Below are 16126 nucleotides of genomic sequence, written 5' to 3' on the forward strand. Positions count from 1 at the left end.
TGTAATAAACTTTGGATGATATCTAATTTTTGCTTATAATTTAGTTAAAAAATATTTAAATGAGGAAATATAGCCCTAAAAAAGGGCTATTGATAAAAAGTTATTCTTGTTCTTTAAGTTTTAAATTTTGTTCACCATAAAGCCCTGTTCCAACAGGTATCATTCTACCTAGAATAACATTTTCTTTTAAATCTTCTAAGTAGTCAAATTTACCCGCTATACTTGCTTCGGTTAGAACTTTAGTAGTTTCTTGGAATGAAGCTGCAGAAATCACACTATCACTTCCAATCGCTGCTCTTGTTACACCTAAAAGCACAGGCTCAGCAATAGCAGGTTCTCCATCCATTCTAATGATTCTTTCGTTTTCTTCACGGAATTTACGTCTTGAAACCAAATCACCCTCGATAAATTTCGTATGTCCACTATCTACAACTTTTACTTGTCTTAGCATTTGAGAAACGATAACTTCTATATGTTTATCAGAAATCACAACACCTTGTCCGCGATAAACTTGTTGAATTTCAGAAATCAAATAATAATGCAAGGCTTTTTCACCTAAAATTTTAAGCACATCATGACTTGAAACAACTCCATCTGTAAGTTTTTCACCTGCATGGATAAACTCGCCATCTCTTACTTGAATGTGTTTTGATTTATCTATTAAATACTCAGCACTTGTACCATCTTCTGCTTGGATAATAATTCTTTCTTTAGAACGCAAAGGTTTATCAAAACGAACAACACCATCAATTTCTGCAATCACAGCCGCATTTTTTGGTTTTCTTGCTTCAAAAAGTTCAGAAACTCTTGGAAGACCTCCTGTAATATCTTTTGATTTAGCTGCAGCTTTTGGAGTTTTTGCTAAAATATCTGCTTGAGCGATTTTATCACCATCATGAACAAAAATAACGGTTTTTGGTTCAAGCTGATAACGCACAGCCTTATCACCTTTTCCTGCAATTACCAAAGTTGGTCTAACTCCGCTTGGCAAATACTCATTAATCACTAAAGAACGCTTACCTGTAGCTTCATCAATTTGCTCATCAGCACTATAACCTGCTTCAATATCCTCAAAGCTTATAACACCATCAATTTCTGCAATGATAGTATTATTATAAGCATCCCATTCTGCAATCACTTTTCTTTCTTTTTTAGGAGCACTTGCAATGATGGTATTTGCATCATCGATTTTTTCACTATCATTAAATTCTATCTTAGATTCTCTTGGAATATAGTGTCTTTTTGCTTCTCTATCATTTTCATCAGCAATCACCACAAAGAATCCTTTTTCTTTAACAATATCGCCTTTTTTAACATTTTTTACTCTATCTAAACCATCGCCTTTAAGGATATAAAATTTAAGCGTTCCCTTTTCTCCTGCTTTGATATTTTGTACCACGGGCTCGCCATCTTCTACTAAAATTTCACTCGCAAAAGGAATACGATTAGGAACGTTCCAACCCTCTTTAATCACTTCCACGATACTTTCATTTTCTTCTACTTGCATACCACTTTGATATGGCAAATAAAGTTTTCCATCTATACTACCACTTACACCTGCTAATTCATTTGGTTTAGCAAGATCGTATTTTCTTAGTATGTATTTTACTTCTTGTTTTTTATCTTTAATAGAAACAATCACATCTTCATGAATATTTTCTATATTAATCACACCTTTAAATGGAGTTTTGATTTTTGGCTCCACAAGTAAAATCGCCGCATTTCTACGATTTGCTACGATATTTTTACCTTCTTTATTTTTATAAGTTTTAAGATTATAAAATCTTATAAAACCTTCTTTTTGTGCGCTTACTTGTCTATCTTGTAAATCCGTACTTGCAGTCCCCCCGCTGTGGAAAGTTCTTAGAGTTAGCTGCGTCCCTGGCTCGCCGATAGATTGAGCGGAAATAATTCCTACTGCTTCACCTGGTTTTACTAATTTACCTTCGCCAAGATTGATACCATAACATTTTGCACAAATTCCTTTTTTAGCTTTGCAAGTAATAGGAGTGCGGATATTGACACTTTTTATACCGCTTTCTCCAAGAATTTTTGCTTTTTCCTCATCCATTAAAGTACCTTCTGCAAAAAGCACAGAATTTGTAATAGGATCGATCACATCTTCAGCTAAAACCCTGCCTAAAATTCTTTCTTCTAAAGTTTCTATAATAGAACTATCTGCGGTAATTTCATTGATTTCAACACCTTCATGCGTTCCACAATCTTCAATAGTAATTTTTACATTTTGTGCAACATCGATAAGTTTTCTTGTCAAATAACCCGCATTTGCTGTTTTAAGAGCGGTATCTGCAAGACCTTTTCTAGCACCGTGAGTTGAAATAAAGTATTCAAGAACATTTAGCCCTTCACGGAAATTCGAAATAATAGGAGTTTCGATAATAGAACCATCAGGTTTAGTCATAAGTCCTCTCATCGCAGCAAGCTGAGAAATTTGAGCCGCACTACCCCTAGCACCAGAATCTGCCATCATATAAATAGAGTTAAAACCTTCTTTATCTTTTTCTACAAGCTTCATCATCTCTTTTGAAAGGACATTATTTGTACTTTTCCAAATATCAATGATTTTATTGTATCTTTCCCCTGAAGTAATCAAACCAAGATTATAAGAATTTTGAATTTCTCTTACTTGTTTTTTTGCTTCATCGATAGCTTTTTGCTTGTCATTAGGAACAATAATATCTGCAATCGAAATTGAAATACCTGCTTTAGTTGCATACTCAAAACCTAAATTTTTAAGTCTATCCAAGAAACTTGCTGTAATCTCTAAACCACCTTGTTTATAAACATAATCCACAAGCGCGGCAATGTCTTTTTTCTTTAAGACTTTATTCCAACTATTTTCAGGCACAAAATCAGGTAAAATGGATTTAATAATCAATCTTCCTGCTGTAGTGGTAATCTTTCTACCATCTACCATAGTTTGTATACTCGCATGAATATCCAAACACTTGCTTTCAAGCGCCATCATCACTTCATCAATACCTGTACAAATTTTATGCGAACCTTTAGCACCAGCTTTTTCTAGTGAAAGATAATAAATCCCTAAAACCATATCTTGAGATGGAACGGTTACAGACTTACCGCTTGCCGGCAAAAGAATATTCATTGATGAAAGCATAAGCACTTTGCATTCTGCAATGGCCTCTTGAGAAAGCGGTACATGCACTGCCATTTGATCCCCGTCAAAGTCCGCGTTAAATGCTGCACAAACCAAAGGATGAAGTTGTATAGCCTTACCTTCCACTAAAACAGGATGAAAAGCTTGGATAGAAAGTTTATGCAAAGTAGGCGCACGGTTTAACATAACAGGATGCCCTTTTACCACCTCTTCTAAACATTCCCAAACTTCATTAGTTTTGTTTTCTATCATTTTTTTAGCTTGTTTTACTGTGGTTGCATAACCTTTTTCTTCAAGCTTAGCTAAAAGATGTGGCTTAAAAAGCTCTAAAGCCATTTTTTTAGGTAAACCGCATTGATCCATTCTAAGTTTTGGACCTACAACAATAACGCTACGACCTGAAAAATCAACCCTCTTACCTAGTAGGTTTTGTCTAAAACGTCCTTGTTTGCCTTTAATAATTTCACTTAAAGATTTTAATGGGCGTTTATTTGCTCCTTTTACAGCATTAGCACGACGACCGTTGTCAAAAAGTGCATCAACAGCCTCTTGGAGCATTCTTTTTTCATTTCTTATAATGATTTCAGGTGCATCAAGTTCCATAAGTTTTTTAAGACGTGTATTTCTATTAATAACACGACGATATAAGTCATTCACATCAGAAACTGCAAATTTCCCACCATCTAAAGCCACTAAAGGACGCAAATCTGGCGGTAAAACTGGAAGATTTGTAATCATCATCCATTCAGGACGATTTGGTACGGCTTCATCGCTATCGGTATTGGCGTTTAAATTTGAATTTAAGAAATTTTCTACAACTTTTAAGCGTTTAATGATGGTTTTTTTCTTAGCCTCTGAATTTGTAGCCGCCATTTCTTCTTTAAGCTGATTTAAAAGCGCTACAAGATCTAAATTTGCAAGTAAATCACGAACAACTTCTCCACCCATTCTTGCTTTAAAGCCACTATTTTCATAGCGTTGCATTAAATTTTGATATTGCTCCTCGTTTAAAACATCGCAATATTCCACTTTTTTAGTACTTTCATTATCATAGAAAGCATCTCCTGGGTTTTCAACGATATAAGCTTCATAATAAAGCACGCGCTCAAGATCTTTCATCTTAACACCCAAAAGCGTCCCTATACGGCTTGGAAGAGAATTAACATACCAAATATGAGCCACAGGAGTTACAAGCTCAATATGCCCCATTCTAGAACGACGCACTTTTGAATTTGCTACTTCAACACCACATTTTTCACACTTAACGCCTTTAAAACGCATTTTTTTGTATTTACCACAAAGACACTCATAATCTCTTATAGGTCCAAAAATCTTTGCACAAAAAAGCCCATCTCTTTCAGGCTTTAAGGTTCTATAATTGATAGTTTCTGGTTTTTTTACTTCTCCATAAGACCATGATTTGATTTTTTCAGGACTTGCAAGTCTTAGTTGAAACGCTTCAAAATCTCTAGGTCTTGCATCTTCTTTGATTTCTATTACTTTAAATTTACTCATTATCTTCATCCTTATCAAAAATCTCAACATCTAAAGCAAGAGATTTAAGCTCATTGGTTAATACAAAAAATGTTTCAGGAATTCCTGTTGCTGGAACATTTTCACCTTTTGTCAATGCTTTATAAGCACTAAATCTACCTTCTACATCATCTGATTTTATGGTTAACATTTCTCTTAAAGTATGAGCCGCTCCATAAGCTTCAAGTGCCCAAACTTCCATTTCTCCAAATCTTTGTCCCCCAAAGAGTGCTTTACCACCCACAGGTTGTTGGGTAACTAAGCTGTAAGGTCCTGTACTTCTTGCGTGAACTTTCTCATCAACTAAGTGGTGGAGTTTTAGCATATACATACATCCTACATGAACACGCTCTGCGATTTTCTCACCCGTGCGTCCATCATAAAGTTCTGTTTTGCCGTCCATATCTATCTTGGCCATTTCAAAAAGCTTGCTAAATTCTTCTATATTTACACCTTCAAAAACAGGAGTAGCAAATTTAACTCCTTTACTCCAGTCTCTAGCATAGTTTAAAAGCTCTTCATTGCTTAAGCTTTTAATAAATTCTTTTTCGCTTGCAAGTCTTGGAATAGAACAAATTTCAAGCATTTTTGCTCTTAATTCTTTAAGAAAATCTTTTTGCTTTCTGTCAAAAATTTCTTGAATCTGATCTCCGAGTCTAAGTCCAATTAAACCCAAATGGCTTTCTAAAATTTGGCCTATATTCATACGACTTGGAACGCCAAGTGGATTAAGCGCAATATCCACGCTTTTGCCATTTGGTAAATAAGGCATATCCACTTCAGGAACTATAGTTGAAACTATACCTTTGTTTCCGTGGCGTCCTGCCATTTTATCACCGACTTTAAGCTTTCTCTTTGTAGCAATATAAACTTTAACAAGCTTAATTACCCCACTTGGTAAAATATCATCTTTTTCTAAAATTTCAAGCTTTTCATCGTGTTCTGCTTTTAATTTTTTCTTCTCATTTTGGAAATGATTTTTTAAATCATCGTATTCTTTTTGAATCTCTTTAGAATAAGCTTTAATCAAAGTTGTTAAAGTAAAACGATTGATTTTTTCAAGTTCGCTAATATCTGCAGTTTGTCCTTTTTTATAATTTTTATCTCCAATTTTTTGATCACTATTTAAAGGGGCTTTGGAAAGAAGAGCACAAACACGAAGCATTTCTTCTCTATCCATCATCAAAAGTCTATCATGATGTTCTTTTTCTAAAGCCATTTTTTCTTTATCATAAGATTTTATTGCGCGATCATCTTTTTCATAGCCTTTTTTAGTGAAAATTTTAACATCCACAACAACACCCTCTAAAGAAGCGGTTGCATAAAGTGATTTATTCACAACATGTCCTGCTTTTTCCCCAAAAATAGCTCTTAAAAGTCTTTCTTCAGGAGTTGGTTTAACCTCACCTTTTGGAGAAACCTTACCCACCAAAATCATACCTGGTTTGATATGGGTACCAATTTTTGCAATACCGCTCTCATCAAGATGTGCAACATCTTCTTCTTTTACATTTGGGATATCTTTGGTAATTTCTTCTATGCCGTCTTTTAGTTCTCTTGCTTCAATTTCTTTTTCATAAATGTGCACGCTTGTAAAGGTATCTTCACGAATAATTCTCTCACTTACAACTATAGCATCCTCATAGTTATAACCATTCCAAGGCATAAAAGCGATTAAAGCATTTTTACCTATAGCAAGTTCGCCTTGATCCATAGAAGGACCATCTGCGATAATTTGTCCTGCTTTTACTATATCACCTTTTTTAACAATAGGATGTTGAATATAATTTGTATTTTGATTGGTTCTTAAATTTTTCTCCATAGTATAATGGTCAATAAATGGACCTTTATCATCTTCACCTAAAATGAAAATACTTTTATTATCCACTTTCTCAACCACACCGCCACGCTTTGCTTTAACAGCTTCCCAAGCATCACGCGCAATAATTTGTTCCATACCTGTTCCTACTATCGGAGCTGAAGCAGTAAGAAGTGGCACAGCTTGACGTTGCATGTTTGAACCCATTAGTGCTCTGTTTGCATCATCGTGCTCTAAAAACGGAATCAAAGAAGCCGCAACCCCAACAACCATACCTGAGCAAAGATCGATTAATTGCACTTCTTCGCGTCTTGCAAGTATAGTTTCACCATCTTGTCTAGCCTCAACAAATTCTTCTACTATATTGCCTTTAGCATCAACCTTAGTTGAAGCTGGTGCGATAAATAAGCCTTCTTCTTGTGTTGCTGTAAGATAAACAACTTCATTAGTCACTTTACCATTTACAACTTTTCTATATGGTGCTTCAACAAAGCCAAGTTCATTTACTTTTGCATAAGTAGAAAGAGTGTTAATCAAACCAATATTTTGACCTTCAGGTGTTTCAACTGGACAAATTCTACCATAATGTGTCGCGTGAACATCACGCACTTCAAAACCTGCTCTTTCTTTTACAAGCCCACCTTCACCAAGCGCTGACAAACGACGCTTATGAGTAACCTCACTTAAAGGGTTGGTTTGATCCATAAATTGCGAAAGCTGACCTCCTGTAAAAAATTCAATGATGGTTGTAGTAATCATTTTAGGATTGATTAAATCATAAGGCATTACTTTATCAAGATCCGCATTTAAAGAAGTAAATTTATCTCTGATCGCCTTTTGCATTTTTGCAAGACCTAAATGAAGTTCATTGGCTAAAAGTTCACCTATAGAACGGATACGACGATTTCCTAAATGATCTCTATCATCAATATGTCCTTTACCATTTTTTACTTTAATTAAATATTTTGCAGTTTTAATAATATCTTCATTAGTCAAAACAGTAACATACTCAGGCACTTCAAGACCTAACTTATGGTTCATTTTCATACGACCTACCTTGGTAAGATCGTATCTTTCAGGATTGAAGAATAAATCATTTACAAAAGCCTTCGCTGCATCTTTTACCACAGGTTCACCTGGACGCATAACTTTGTAAATTCTAATCGCAGCTAAATCATTTTCATCATCGATATTTTCACTTTGTTTAAGAAGTTTTAGAGTTTCTCCATCTTGAGCAAAGGAGTTAATAATCGCTGCATCAACGCCATTAGCCAAGTCATTTGCTATATCAAAACTTTTTTGCTCTTTAATCTTGGCAAGCTTACTCTCATCTAGCAAAGTTAAAGAATCAAATAAAACCTCTCCACTTTCCTTATCAATAATAGGATTTGCCAAATAACGATTAAGTAAAATTTCTACAGGGTATTCTATCCATTTTAAACCGTCTTTAATAAGCTGTTCTGCTTTTTTCTTTGTAAGTCGTTTTCCAGCTTGATGAACAATTTTTCCTTTTTCATCTTTAATATCATACTCTATTCTGTCCATAAAATCATTTGGATTAAATTCTGTTAAAAATTTATCTTTTTTCACATGTATAGTCTGGATAGGATAAAACAACTTAATAATATCCTGTTTTTTATACCCTAAAGCCCTAAAAAGCATAGTTACAGGAACTTTTCTACGCTTGTTGATTCTTACATACAAAACATCTTTGGCATCGTATTCAAAATAAAGCCACGAACCACGATCAGGAATAATTTGTGCTGTATAAACAAGCTTATTTGCAACCGTTGAACTTTCTTCTTCTTTAAAAATAACACCAGGGCTTCTATGTAATTGATTTACAACCACCCTCTCAACCCCGTTAATGATAAAAGATACACGATCTGTCATTAAAGGAATTTCGCGGATATAAATTTCTTGTTCTTTAATATCTTTTACGCCAACTTTTTCCCCTGTTTTTTCATCTTTTTCATGCAGAGTAAGACGGATTTTCATTTTTAAATTTACAGAATAAGTCAAACCTCTTTCCATGCATTCGCGAATGGTATATTTTGGCTTGCCTATTTCACTACTAACATATTCAAGACTCAATCTATTTTGCGGATCATGAATAGGAAAAATTGATTTAAAAACTTTTTCTATACCACTTTCACCATTATCAAGATTTAAAAAATAATCAAAACTCTTTTTTTGTAATTGTAGAAGATTTGGGATTTCTATTTGTTTTGAAATGTTTGAGAAGTCTACTCTTAAACGATTTCCTAATTTATTATCTAACATATCGCACATACCTCATGGTAAATTTTGTAAATTTAAAAAAGAAGACCTAAAAATTAGGTAAAAATAAAAAAAGAAGACTTGCCTTGGCAAATCTTCTTCTAACTTTAAAGCTTAAAATTACTTAAGTTCTACTTTAGCACCAGCTTCTTCAAGTTGTTTTTTAGCTTCTTCAGCTTCAGCTTTAGCCACACCCTCTTTTAGAGTTGAAGGAGTTTGCTCAACTGCATCTTTTGCTTCTTTAAGACCAAGGCCTGTAAGAGCACGAACGATTTTAATAACTTCAATCTTTTTAGCACCGCCATCAGTTAAAACGATATCAAATTCAGTTTTTTCTTCAGCAGCAGCTGCAGCACCACCAGCTGCAGCACCACCAGCTACCATTACAGGAGCAGCAGACACACCAAATTTTTCTTCAAATTCTTTTACAAGTTCTGATAACTCAAGAACACTTAAATTTGAAATATATTCTAATACATCTTCTTTAGAAATTGCCATTTTTTATCCTTTTATTTAATTTATTCAGATTCTTTTTTATTTTTAAGCGCATTTAAACCTATTGTGAAATTGGTAATTGGCGCATTCCAAACTTGCAAAAGCATAGCAAGCAACTCATTGCGTGAAGGCATTTTAGCAAGAGCTTTAACCTTAGCAACATCTGCAACTTCGCCTTCAATATGAGCTGTTTTGATTTCAAATTTATCGTTATTTTCTTCAAATTTAGCGGCTACTTTTGAAACACTTAGCTGATCTTCGCCCCAAAGATAAATATTTGTATCTTTAAGAACTAGACCTGTTTTACCGGAATTGTTAAGAGCAATGTTAGCCAAAGTATTTTTAACAATTTGAACTTTTACATTGTTTTCTCTTGCATTATTTCTAAGCTCTTCTAGTTTTTTTGTGCTAAGACCTCTGTAATTACAAACTACAATAGCTTCACTAGCTTTAAAACCTTCTTCAAGTTTAGCAATAATCTCAACTTTTTCGCTTCTAGTCACATTTTCTCCTTTCCGATTGAGATTTCAAGTAGAGTGGAAATCCAATTAAGCTTACGCCTCGACCATCTTCAATCTAAAATAAACATCTCAAAAAATCAAAAATTTTTTCAAATGTTTATTTTAAAACAAAAGAGTTGCAAAAAAGCAACTCTTATTTCATATCAAGCAATTCTTGTGTTTCAAGCTTTACAGAAGGGCTCATTGTCAAAGATAAAGCCGCATTTTTAATATATCTACCTTTAGCTGCGGCAGGTTTGTGTTTGTTAATTGCCTTTACAAAAGTGCTAACATTGTCCCATAATTGTTCTTTAGAAAAACTTACTTTACCAAGACCTGCATGGATATTTCCTTGCTTATCAACACGGAAATTTACTTGACCACTTTTTGCATTATTAACCGCTTGAGCAACATCCATAGTCACTGTTCCGGTTTTAGGATTTGGCATTAAACCTTTTGGGCCTAAAATTCTACCAACTTTACCAACAAGTCCCATTAAATTTGGAGTAGCAATCAAAACATCAAAATTCATATTACCTTTTTGAATTTCTTCTACTAAATCATCGCTACCCACAATATCTGCACCAGCATTTTTCGCTTCATCAGCTTTTGCATCTTTTGCAATTACAGCAACGCGAACTTTTTTACCCGTTCCAGCAGGTAAAACAACAGATCCTCTTACCATTTGATCTGCATGTCTTGGATCAACATTGAGTTTTAAAGCAATTTCTACAGTCTCATCAAATTTAGCAGACTTTAAAGTCTTTATTGTATCAATTGCATCGCTTAAAGCATACTCTTTATTTGAATCAATTTTTTGTGATAATTCTTTTAATCTTTTTGCTATCTTAGCCATTTATTTTCTCCGCATTTTAAAGTGCTACCGCCTTTTACCTTGGCGGTGAAAGGATTAATCTACGATTTCAACACCCATAGAACGAGCTGAACCTGCAATAATTTTAGCAGCTTGATCTCTATCTTTAGTATTTAAATCTGCAATTTTCTTATCTACTATTTCTAAAACTTGAGCACGAGTTAACTTACCCACCTTATTTTTAAGTGGATTATCCGTACCTTTAGAAATTCCAGCTGCTTTTTTGATCAAATCCGTAGCTGGCGGTTGTTTTGTAATAAAAGTAAAACTTTTATCTGCATAAACAGTGATAACAACAGGGATATTAAAACCTGCCATATCTTTTGTTCTTTCATTAAAAGCCTTACAAAACTCCATAATATTAACACCTTGCTGACCCAAAGCAGGACCAACAGGTGGTGATGGGTTTGCTTTTGTGGCAGCAATTTGCAATTTAATTTCGCCTACGACTTTTTTAGCCATAACAAATCTCCTTACTTGATATAAATTAAATTATTTTCTCAACTTGAGAATATAAGATCTCCACTGGAGTTGAGCGTCCAAAAATAGAAACATTTAATTTTAATAAACCACGAACCATATCATACTCTTCTACAATTGCAGTAAAGTTTGCAAATGGCCCTTCTGTGATTCTCACATTTTCCCCTTCTTCAAAAGAAATCTTTGGTTTAGGCGCTGCACGATTGTGAACTTTTTCCAAAATCAAATTAATATCTTTTTCTGTTAAAGGGGTTGGCTTTTTGGATTCTCCAATAAAACGACCAACCTTTGGAAGAGATTGAATGCGATGCCAAAGCTCTGTATTTAAATCAAGAAGTGCAAAAACGTATCCTGAATACAAACTTCTTTCGCTAATCTTCTCCTTTCCATTCTTAAATTCAATAACATCTTCAGTTGGAACAACAATTTCTTTAAGTTGTTCTTCAATTCCGTTATCTTTTACTAAATTTTCAATGGCTCTTTTAACTGCCATTTCACTGCCAGCATAAGTTTGAATTGCATACCATTTATGAGTACTCATTTACTCTCCTTATACGATCGCAGAAACAATAGAGGACATAAGCCAATCCACTAACGCCAAAAACAAAGAAATCACCGCAACAACCACAAAAACTGTAATATAGGCATTTCTTACCTGTTCTTTTAAAGGAAAAATTACTTTCCTTAATTCGGCTTTTGATAATTTAAAATAAGTTATTAATTTTTCCATTTATTTAAACCTTAATTATGGCAGGGCAAGAGGGATTCGAACCCCCAACCATCGGATTTGGAATCCGGCGCTCTACCGTTGGAGCTATTGCCCTAAGGGCGCAAGCTTAACTTTTTAGCTTAACTTCTTTGTGAAGTGTATGTTTTTTTAATCTTGGGCAATATTTTTTTAATTCTAATTTTTCAGTAGTATTTTTACTATTTTTATAGGTGCTATAATTAATATCACCACATTCTTCACACTTTAAACCAACTTTAATTCTCATTTCAATTTTCCTTAAAAAATTAAAGCCAAGCTTTTAACTTGGCTTTATTAAATTATTTAATAATTTTAGAAACAACACCTGAACCAACAGTTTTACCACCTTCACGAATAGCAAAACGAGTTCCTTCTTCAAGTGCTACTGGAGCGATCAAGCTTACAGTAATTCTCACATTTTCACCTGGCATAACCATTTCAACACCATCAGCTAATTTAATCGAACCTGTAACATCAGTTGTTCTTACATAAAACTGTGGTCTATAGTTGTTAAAGAATGGAGTATGTCTACCACCTTCATCTTTATTTAAGATATAAACTTCAGCTTCGAAGTCAGTGTGTGGAGTAATTGATTTTGGTTTAGCAAGAACCATACCACGGATAACTTCTTCTTTTTTAGTACCACGAAGAAGAACACCTACGTTATCTCCTGCTTCGCCTTGATCCATTTCTTTTCTGAACATTTCAACACCTGTTACAGTTGTTGTTTGAGTATCTTTAATACCAACGATTTCGATAGTATCACCTACTTTTACAACACCTTTTTCAATTCTACCTGTAACAACAGTACCACGACCTGAAATTGAGAAAACGTCTTCAATTGGCATCAAGAAGTCTTTTTCAGTATCACGAGTTGGAGTTGGAATATAACTATCAACTGCAGCCATAAGATCCATAATTTTTGCCGACCATTCACCATCTTGTCCAGCTTTAGCTTCTTCAAGAGCTTTTAAAGCAGAACCAGAAATAATAGGTGTATCATCGCCTGGGAAATCATAAGAGCTTAACAATTCTCTAATTTCCATTTCAACTAACTCTAAAAGTTCAGCATCATCAACCATATCTGCTTTATTCATAAAAACAACAATATATGGAACGCCTACTTGACGAGAAAGAAGAATGTGTTCTCTAGTTTGTGGCATAGGGCCATCTGCAGCAGAAACAACCAAGATCGCTCCATCCATTTGTGCAGCACCTGTAATCATGTTTTTAACATAATCTGCGTGACCTGGGCAGTCAACGTGTGCATAGTGACGATTGTCTGTTTCATATTCAATATGAGAAGTAGCAATAGTAATACCACGCTCTTTTTCTTCTGGAGCATTATCGATATTATCATAATCTTTAAGCTCTGCTAAACCTCTTCTAGAAAGAACAGCAGAAATAGCAGCTGTTAAAGTAGTTTTACCATGGTCAACGTGACCAATAGTACCAATATTTACGTGTGGCTTATTACGTGAAAATTTTTCTTTAGCCATTTTTTTCCTCCGTATAAAAAATAAATTGAGCAAAGCAAGTCTTATATCTATATAATTTTTTCAATTCATGGAGCTCATAGCGGGAATTGAACCCGCGACCTCTCCCTTACCAAGGGAGTGCTCTACCTCTGAGCCATACGAGCGCTCAGAAAAATTATACACAATAACAGACAACAAAAACTCTTAAATGGGATATATACTGTAAGTTAAAGGTTTTAAAATACAGCTCCCAGTTCTTTTAAATTGTTGGAGCGGGAAACGGGACTCGAACCCGCGACCCTCAGCTTGGAAGGCTGATGCTCTAGCCAACTGAGCTACTCCCGCAAAGCATGGTGGTGAGTCGTGGATTCGAACCACGGAAGGCGAAAGCCAGCAGATTTACAGTCTGCCCTCGTTGGCCACTTGAGTAACTCACCATAAAAATATTGCTTTTTCAATATTCTGGTCAAACACTGCTAAAATAAATGGAGCTGGTTAAGGGACTTGAACCCCCGACCTGCTGCTTACAAGGCAGCTGCTCTACCAACTGAGCTAAACCAGCAAAAATAAAAGTGAGATTATAACTCAAAAAAAAATTTTTGTCAAGACTTTTTTAGTTTTTCTATAAAATTTTAGTCTTGTAAAGTTTATTATCATAAACCAATATTATTTTTATCTATTTATGATAATCAAACAAATTTAAAAATTTCTTTGCTCTTTCGCTTTTTGGATTTTCAAAAAAACTTTTAGGATCATTTTCTTCGATGATTTTTCCTTCATCCATAAAAATAATTTTATCTGCTACAGCTTTAGCAAAACCCATTTCATGAGTAACAATAAGCATAGTCATACCCTCTTTTGCAAGATTTAACATCACTTCTAAAACTTCTCTAACAATCTCAGGATCCAACGCTGCTGTAACCTCATCAAAAAGCATTAACTCAGGATTCATACATAAACTTCTTACTATGGCAATTCTTTGCTTTTGTCCTCCGCTAAGTTCTCTTGTATAAGCATGAATTTTATGCAAAAGCCCCACCTTTTCAAGCCAAATTTTAGCCTCTTTTAAAACCTCATCTTTCTTTCTTTTTTGCACTTTCATAGGCCCTAAAAGTATATTTTCTTCAACACTTAAATGCTCAAAAAGCTCATAAGATTGAAAAACCATACCAACTTTTTGACGCATTCTTGGCCATTCTTTAAAATCTTTATCTATTTTCTCATTATCAATATAAATATTACCACTTGCAATCTCTTCAAGCCCATTAATACAACGCAAAAGCGTAGATTTTCCACATCCGCTAGGACCTAAAATCACCACAACTTCTTTAGCCTTAACTTCTAAATTAATATCTTTTAAGGCGTGATGCGAACCATAATACTTTTGTAAATTTTCTATTTTTAGTATGCTCATTTTAGCTCCATTTTTTCTCTAATTTTCTTGAATATAAAGTGATGGGATAACAAAGTATAAAAAAGATAAAAAAAATCAAACCATAAATAATAAAAGGTGCAAAATCATTTCTATTATGAAATTCTATAATTTGTTGCCCTACTTTTACAAGCTCTACCGCACCGATTAAATAAGCAAAGGTTGTACTTTTAATCATGCGAGTAAGTAAATTCATGCTCATAGGAGTTAAACGACGCATAGCTTGTGGAATAATAATATAAACAAAACTTTGCACCGTATTTAAACCTAAAGATGATGCACTTTCATACTGATGTTTTGGAATACTCTGCAAGGAAACACGCACTAAATCCATCATCTCAAAACAACCCCAAATGCTAAAGACAATAATAGCTGCACTTACAGAACTCAAATCCCACTCAAACCATCTAGGAAAACCAAAATACACCACAAAAAGCCATACCAAAAGTGGCATAACACGCACAAATTCTAAACCTAAACGACAAAAAGCATAGATATAGGTATTTTTAAAACTCATTAAAATTCCCAAAAACAACCCACCTATCGAAGTAATAATAATGCTGATAAATGAAATTTCAAGAGTGACAAAAAGCCCTTGCCAGAGTCTTAAAAGCGTATCGGTATTTAAAAGTTCAAGCATGAATCAACCTTTTTTCAAACTTTAGCAAAATAAAAGACAAAGGCAAAATAATGCACAAATATCCCATAAACAACAAAAACAATAGCTCATCTGTCTTATAGGTTAAGGAATTTAAACTCTTCATTAAATTCACCAAATCTGGCAAGGCAATAATACTAACCACTGAAGTTTCTTTGATTAAAAATATAATATTAGCACTAATACTTGGCATAGAAATAGCTAAAGCTTGCGGCAAAATCACATAACGCAAATTTCCAAATTTTGAAAAACCCAAAGAAAGTCCGGCTTCAAACTGCTGTTTTCTTATGGCTTCAAATCCCGCCCTTAAACTCTCAGCCATATAAGAACCCCCTAAAAAACTAAGTCCTACTATAGCACAAGCAAAAGAAGGTCTTAAAGTTTCTTCTACGCTTAAACAAATCACACTAAGCGGTGGAATTTGTTCTAAATGTATATTAAATTTAGGTAAAGCATAATATAAGAAAAAAAGTTGAATTAATAAAGGCGTATTTCTTGAAAACTCTATATAAAGCTTGCAAATATTTTCTAAAATTTTTATTTTAAAATAACTCATTAAAATACAAAACAAGCCTATTATCAAAGAAAAAATAATTCCAAAAAAGCTTAGTTTTATCGTAAGCCAAGCAGCCGTTAAAAAAGCAGGAGCTTGAGCTAATATAAAATCAAAATCCATTCTCTACCTTAAAT

12 protein-coding genes, 5 tRNA genes and 1 pseudogene are annotated in these 16126 nt (G+C 34.1%); all 18 read right to left on the minus strand.

What is annotated here, in order from left to right; all coding sequences use genetic code 11:
- Window positions 1-100 precede the first annotated feature (100 nt).
- The gene (gene rpoC, locus AJN64_RS02170) at window positions 101-4654 is read right to left on the minus strand and encodes a DNA-directed RNA polymerase subunit beta' (protein WP_070292611.1); all 4554 of its coding nucleotides are present in this window, start codon (window positions 4652-4654) and stop codon (window positions 101-103) included.
- Window positions 4647-8783: a DNA-directed RNA polymerase subunit beta gene (rpoB, locus tag AJN64_RS02175; protein WP_072223748.1), complete on the minus strand. Its 4137-nt coding sequence runs from the start codon at window positions 8781-8783 to the stop codon at window positions 4647-4649. The genes rpoC and rpoB overlap by 8 nt, the downstream gene beginning before the upstream one ends.
- A 108-nt stretch (window positions 8784-8891) precedes the next feature.
- The gene (gene rplL, locus AJN64_RS02180) at window positions 8892-9269 is read right to left on the minus strand and encodes a 50S ribosomal protein L7/L12 (protein ID WP_002854820.1); all 378 of its coding nucleotides are present in this window, start codon (window positions 9267-9269) and stop codon (window positions 8892-8894) included.
- 20 nt (window positions 9270-9289) lie between these two features.
- Entirely contained in the window at window positions 9290-9769 is a 480-nt protein-coding gene (gene rplJ / locus AJN64_RS02185) for a 50S ribosomal protein L10 (RefSeq protein ID WP_002858610.1), read from the minus strand.
- A 151-nt stretch (window positions 9770-9920) separates the two neighbouring features.
- Window positions 9921-10622, minus strand: coding sequence for a 50S ribosomal protein L1 (gene rplA / locus AJN64_RS02190; RefSeq protein ID WP_002854928.1), 702 nt, complete (start codon window positions 10620-10622; stop codon window positions 9921-9923).
- Window positions 10623-10676: 54 nt separating this feature from the next.
- Window positions 10677-11102: a 50S ribosomal protein L11 gene (gene rplK / locus AJN64_RS02195; protein ID WP_002779452.1), complete on the minus strand. Its 426-nt coding sequence runs from the start codon at window positions 11100-11102 to the stop codon at window positions 10677-10679.
- Between the two features lie 25 nt (window positions 11103-11127).
- Window positions 11128-11661 (minus strand): transcription termination/antitermination protein NusG, encoded by a 534-nt coding sequence (gene nusG, locus AJN64_RS02200; protein WP_002851098.1) that lies wholly within the window; start codon window positions 11659-11661, stop codon window positions 11128-11130.
- Between the two features lie 9 nt (window positions 11662-11670).
- Complete coding sequence (secE, locus tag AJN64_RS02205; protein ID WP_002854985.1) at window positions 11671-11850, minus strand: preprotein translocase subunit SecE; 180 nt, start codon at window positions 11848-11850, stop codon at window positions 11671-11673.
- Window positions 11851-11868: 18 nt separating this feature from the next.
- Window positions 11869-11944: transfer RNA gene (locus AJN64_RS02210), tRNA-Trp, on the minus strand.
- Window positions 11945-11956: 12 nt separating this feature from the next.
- Complete coding sequence (gene rpmG / locus AJN64_RS02215; RefSeq protein ID WP_002793551.1) at window positions 11957-12115, minus strand: 50S ribosomal protein L33; 159 nt, start codon at window positions 12113-12115, stop codon at window positions 11957-11959.
- A gap of 52 nt (window positions 12116-12167) precedes the next feature.
- On the minus strand, window positions 12168-13367 hold the full coding sequence (gene tuf / locus AJN64_RS02220; protein WP_002855271.1) for an elongation factor Tu: 1200 nt from the start codon (window positions 13365-13367) through the stop codon (window positions 12168-12170).
- 68 nt (window positions 13368-13435) lie between these two features.
- Window positions 13436-13510, minus strand: a tRNA-Thr gene (locus AJN64_RS02225).
- Between the two features lie 104 nt (window positions 13511-13614).
- Window positions 13615-13691, minus strand: a tRNA-Gly gene (locus AJN64_RS02230).
- A 6-nt stretch (window positions 13692-13697) separates the two neighbouring features.
- Window positions 13698-13783, minus strand: a tRNA-Tyr gene (locus AJN64_RS02235).
- A 49-nt stretch (window positions 13784-13832) separates the two neighbouring features.
- A tRNA-Thr gene (locus AJN64_RS02240) sits at window positions 13833-13908 on the minus strand.
- 91 nt (window positions 13909-13999) lie between these two features.
- Window positions 14000-14760: pseudogene (locus AJN64_RS02245) on the minus strand (amino acid ABC transporter ATP-binding protein).
- 1 nt (window position 14761) lies between these two features.
- On the minus strand, window positions 14762-15418 hold the full coding sequence (locus tag AJN64_RS02250; RefSeq protein ID WP_053872861.1) for an amino acid ABC transporter permease: 657 nt from the start codon (window positions 15416-15418) through the stop codon (window positions 14762-14764).
- Window positions 15411-16112: an amino acid ABC transporter permease gene (locus AJN64_RS02255; protein ID WP_002871192.1), complete on the minus strand. Its 702-nt coding sequence runs from the start codon at window positions 16110-16112 to the stop codon at window positions 15411-15413. The genes AJN64_RS02250 and AJN64_RS02255 overlap by 8 nt, the downstream gene beginning before the upstream one ends.
- Window positions 16113-16126 lie beyond the last annotated feature (14 nt).

Origin of the sequence: Campylobacter sp. BCW_4332 (assembly GCF_001763175.1) — a bacterium.
Lineage (GTDB): Bacteria > Campylobacterota > Campylobacteria > Campylobacterales > Campylobacteraceae > Campylobacter_D > Campylobacter_D jejuni.

Excerpts from the sequence above, each read along its gene's own strand:
- rplA (WP_002854928.1), bottom strand. The coding sequence starts at position 10,622 with ATGGCTAAGATAGCAAAAAGATTAAAAGAATTATCACAAAAAATTGAT.
- tuf (WP_002855271.1), bottom strand. The coding sequence starts at position 13,367 with ATGGCTAAAGAAAAATTTTCACGTAATAAGCCACACGTAAATATTGGT.
- AJN64_RS02250 (WP_053872861.1), bottom strand. The coding sequence starts at position 15,418 with ATGCTTGAACTTTTAAATACCGATACGCTTTTAAGACTCTGGCAAGGG.
- AJN64_RS02255 (WP_002871192.1), bottom strand. The coding sequence starts at position 16,112 with ATGGATTTTGATTTTATATTAGCTCAAGCTCCTGCTTTTTTAACGGCT.
- nusG (WP_002851098.1), bottom strand. The coding sequence starts at position 11,661 with ATGAGTACTCATAAATGGTATGCAATTCAAACTTATGCTGGCAGTGAA.
- rpoB (WP_072223748.1), bottom strand. The coding sequence starts at position 8,783 with ATGTGCGATATGTTAGATAATAAATTAGGAAATCGTTTAAGAGTAGAC.
- rplL (WP_002854820.1), bottom strand. The coding sequence starts at position 9,269 with ATGGCAATTTCTAAAGAAGATGTATTAGAATATATTTCAAATTTAAGT.
- secE (WP_002854985.1), bottom strand. The coding sequence starts at position 11,850 with ATGGAAAAATTAATAACTTATTTTAAATTATCAAAAGCCGAATTAAGG.
- rpoC (WP_070292611.1), bottom strand. The coding sequence starts at position 4,654 with ATGAGTAAATTTAAAGTAATAGAAATCAAAGAAGATGCAAGACCTAGA.
- rplK (WP_002779452.1), bottom strand. The coding sequence starts at position 11,102 with ATGGCTAAAAAAGTCGTAGGCGAAATTAAATTGCAAATTGCTGCCACA.
- rpmG (WP_002793551.1), bottom strand. The coding sequence starts at position 12,115 with ATGAGAATTAAAGTTGGTTTAAAGTGTGAAGAATGTGGTGATATTAAT.